The organism is Streptococcus mitis (assembly GCF_001579035.1).
Lineage (GTDB): Bacteria > Bacillota > Bacilli > Lactobacillales > Streptococcaceae > Streptococcus > Streptococcus mitis_J.
The window spans coordinates 191,385-195,434 of record NZ_KQ970288.1; the positions used below are offsets into that span (position 1 = coordinate 191,385).

Here is a 4,050-nt window from a genome sequence, read left to right on the forward strand (position 1 = left end):
AGGGTTCGATATGGTGTACAAAAGGCATTAAATCTCTTATATGCTGACCATCCTCTACCAAAATTGCATGAAAATTTGTGATGCTATCCATTTCCATCATTTTACGGAGGGCTAGCGGTGAGTTGGGGCAAAAATAATACCAATCCATATTTTCAGGAATTTCATAATGATGAGCCCAATTATCAATCCCTATTTGTAGGATTTTATAATCCTTTGACATCTGTTACCTCCTCAAGCCAACAATGCAATTTATCTAAGAAACGTTGACCAGTATGTTCCTTGATTTTATCAATAGAGTATACTAAGGCTTGATTCCATTCTTTTAGCCTATCTGTATAGTAGCGTGCAGCCGTTGAAAACTCTGTCACATCTGAAAGTAAATAGCCATTTTTCAAATGTTCTACATAAACAGTTTCAACCCGATTAATCTGAGGAATTCCCGCACTAATCCCTGCTATTTGAGTATAGAGGTGCGGTTGTTTATTCAAATCCACAATCAAACGAACAAACTCTAATGTCTTAATCAACTCCAACTCATCATTCAAATTGACAAACTGAAAACGTAGTTCCTGCTCTTGATTCTCCTCTAATGGATTTTCCGCATCTCCGTAGTTTATTCCTTTTTCTAAACTATCAGTATAAATTTTCTCTTGAATAATTTCATGAACAAGAGCCTCCACATCATCCATCTGTTCCTGATTAGCAGAAAAGGCTCCAAAAATGACCTCTGTATTTTTAGTTTCAGCAATAAATAACAAAACTTGAGTCAATGCTTCCCTATCAATTTCTTCGTTGAAATCAAGTTGATAGTAAATAATAGACTCTTTTCTTGTTTGACTTCGCCCCAGACGTAAACGTGTATCAAAAGGAGAGAGATGGTAAAATTTATTAGAAAGCTCAGGATATAGTTCCTGCAAAAGTTGTAAACTATCCTCTCTATCCACTAACACTAAACTAGCTCGATCAACCGATACTGATAACTCTCTAAAGGTATTCTGTGAATTACGATTGATAAAGAGACTCAAAATTTTAGGATTAGTACTTGGAATATGATCAAAGATAAACTGATCATGATGGGGATGAGAAGGGATGATAAAAATATCCTGTTTTTTCTGCTTCTTCTGTAGATATTTATCAAAATATTCTGCGATTAGTTGGCTCATATCAGTGTAGTAAAGCTGTTTAAAACGGTAACCAAATATTGGATTTACCTCTACTCGTCTTCCCTCGTTTAGATGTTCCCTAAATCGCCAAATTCCTTTAGGATCCAGATAGTCCTGATAAATAGCTTGTCCATCTTCAAAATAGATTACACTAGATACAAATCCTCTGTCGTCCATGATATAGCGCTTGCTCATCTGACCATTTGGATCAAAATACCGAATGTCACTAATAAAACCCTCTACACCATGCTCTATCTGAGCATATTTTATCCCATTTTTTTGAACAATGATTGTAAAAGGACTATAAAGAAATTGGCAATCACTATCCCACTCTATATCTCTAAGATTGAGAACCTGAGTATGTAAATCATGAAAGTCCTGCAAATCATCAAAAATAGAATAAACTTCTGTTTCCAAAACACCCTGTCGATGTAAAAAATAACGTAGATGAGGCTGATAGGACAGTACTAATAATTTTGCTTGTAGTTCTTGTTTTTGAAAAAGCCTAATTTGATTTAAAGTATCATCAAATTCAAATCTAAAATAAGAACTATGCCATGGAATCAAATCAGCATGCCACCGACGTTCTGAACCATACCAAGCTGGAATAAAATAATACATGACAACCTCCTAAATCAATGGTTGATAGGTTTCATTTAATCTAAGAGCTTTAATCTCATCTCTAACCGTAAAAATCATACCACCAAACATCATAAATAAGCCAGGAATCATCGCAACTCTCAATAACTTTTCATCAAATAGAACAAAAAGCATCGGTCCCCCAGCCATGATAACATTAAAAAAAGCACCTATCAAAGAAAATTGAAAGACTAACCTATTAATAAATCGTCGAGTTTCCTCACCAGGATAAACTCCATAGATGTACTCTCCTGTTTTTTTCATACGATCTGCAATTTCTTCTCCACTTATGTTAATAAAGGCAAAAGCTATACTAAATAAAAAGAGAATGAGCATATAGGTATAGATCCAAAGTGGTTTCCCAATTGTAAACTGAGAAGACAATTCAAAGAAGCTAGCATTAGATGGAAACAGTTTCTGTAACAATAAAAGAATATAGGTTGGCAGGCCTAAAAAAGTTGTTACATACATAAAAGGCATCCCTCCAGCTGGATTCAGAACCACATCAAAATAGGAGTACTTTTTAAAACGATTGTGTAAATCAATTTTATGTATTGCAATCCGATAACGAGCTCTATAAATAACAGCAAGTAGATAAACAAATAAAATTCCCATCAGTATTAAAGATATTAATACAAAGATAGAAACGGGTACTGTTTGGAAAGTATCAATCAAATCTTGAGGAATATTTAAAACCATCCCAACCAATAAGATAATCGTCTGACCTCCAACCCCAATACTTGCATTCATATTTGATAACCACACTAAGAAAAAGGCTCCTGCTATTAAAAGGCAGATATTCATGACTAATATCAGAAGATTAGATAGATTGGATTGAATGGGCAAATTTAATGAAACGGCTAATGCTTGAATCAAAGCTATAAACAAAGTCAAATACATCTGTCGTCTACTTTGAATCTCTTCAGGCATGGAAGAGAGACCAAGTCTTTTAGAAAGAGAAATCATTTGCCACAAAATCATAGAAGACATCCACGGAGATAAGCCTATTGAAAATAAAGACAAACTTCTCAAATTTCCACCTACCAGTGCAGTAGAAAAGGATAAATAGGCTGTAGCATCACCTAAAAAATTCCTATTCCTTAAGTCAACAAAAGGAAGTGTCAATCTACTACCCAAAACATAGATAAACATCAAAAGCAGTGTAACAAAACCTTTCCTTACAACTATTGATGAAATATATTTTTTCATAAAACTTCCTTTCATTCTATCTTACTAAAACCAAGCGCATGCCTTATATCTATAACTCAATCCGAACTAGACAGTATGCTCTACTTTTTAATCCAAATTAATCCAAATTTAAATATTATAGTGATTTTATTTATCTCTTGCTATAGTAGAAAAAAGAAGATACTCTATCACACTTCATTGCGCACCAACTCCCTTTTCCTAATCCTTAAATAACAAGACTACATTCTACTTATCTGATGATATCGCAATTACCATTATAGCAAAAAAAGCAGAAAAAATCCGCTTTTAATGCATTTAGCTTGCAAACACAATATTCTTTTTTATGTATTTTATTCCAAATATCTTATATAACAAAACCAAGCTAGTTTATTCAAGCAAGTAGATAAATTCCGCATACCGTTTGAAAATATCCGTATTTTGAAGTCCTAATTCTTTTGCTTGATGATAGAGCATTTTGAGATTGTTTTGTTATAAAATAAAAGAAAAGTGATAATTTTGGGAGATTATACATCTGTCGAATCCTCTATCTCCATTCTAAAAGTTCTAACATTTGGATTACAGCCTTCTTAATGGGAAAATTTTCCCTAATCATCCTCCCAATTCGTCTTGTATTTTCAAGAATATCAGCATAACGTTCTTCTGTTAACTCTTTGTATTTCTCCGTTAACTGATCCAAGTCATCAACTACTAAACCAATCCCCTGGCGTTCTACAAATGTAGCTAGTGCTGAGTCACTTGATACAATAATAGGCAAATCCGCCGCAAGATAAAGGGAAGCTTTATGGGGAGCATTATATCGCTGGTATTCTGCATCACGACCTACTTTTTGAGGATAAGCAGTTGAAGCCCAAACTAAGCCAAAACTGCCTTCAAGCATCGTCGGAAGTGCTTCATGGTCATAACTACCTTTAAAACGAATGTTTTCTCTTTTTTCTACATCTAAACCATAGAATTCAGGATTTGGACCGTAAATATTCATTTCAAACGCATCTGTCATACCATTGATGAAGATAGATTTGTGTAAATTCCCTACATAATC

The 4,050-nt window shown here is 34.0% G+C and carries 2 protein-coding genes and 2 pseudogenes; all 4 read right to left on the minus strand.

From position 1 onward, the window contains the following. Positions 1–220 (minus strand): annotated as a pseudogene (locus SMIDD26_RS13110) (accessory Sec system protein Asp2); the annotation flags it as partial. Then, positions 204–1,784, minus strand: coding sequence for an accessory Sec system protein Asp1 (gene asp1 / locus SMIDD26_RS07120; protein WP_061439669.1), 1,581 nt, complete (start codon positions 1,782–1,784; stop codon positions 204–206). The pseudogene SMIDD26_RS13110 and the gene asp1, both read right to left, overlap by 17 nt. A 9-nt stretch (positions 1,785–1,793) precedes the next feature. Then, positions 1,794–3,011: an accessory Sec system protein translocase subunit SecY2 gene (secY2, locus tag SMIDD26_RS07125; RefSeq protein WP_061439670.1), complete on the minus strand. Its 1,218-nt coding sequence runs from the start codon at positions 3,009–3,011 to the stop codon at positions 1,794–1,796. 523 nt (positions 3,012–3,534) lie between these two features. Next, a pseudogene (locus SMIDD26_RS07130) lies at positions 3,535–4,050 on the minus strand (glycosyltransferase); the annotation flags it as partial.

What these genes read in the sequence shown, in the direction of transcription:
- asp1 (WP_061439669.1), bottom strand. Translation starts at nt 1,784, where the DNA reads ATGTATTATTTTATTCCAGCTTGGTATGGTTCAGAACGTCGGTGGCAT.
- secY2 (WP_061439670.1), bottom strand. Translation starts at nt 3,011, where the DNA reads ATGAAAAAATATATTTCATCAATAGTTGTAAGGAAAGGTTTTGTTACA.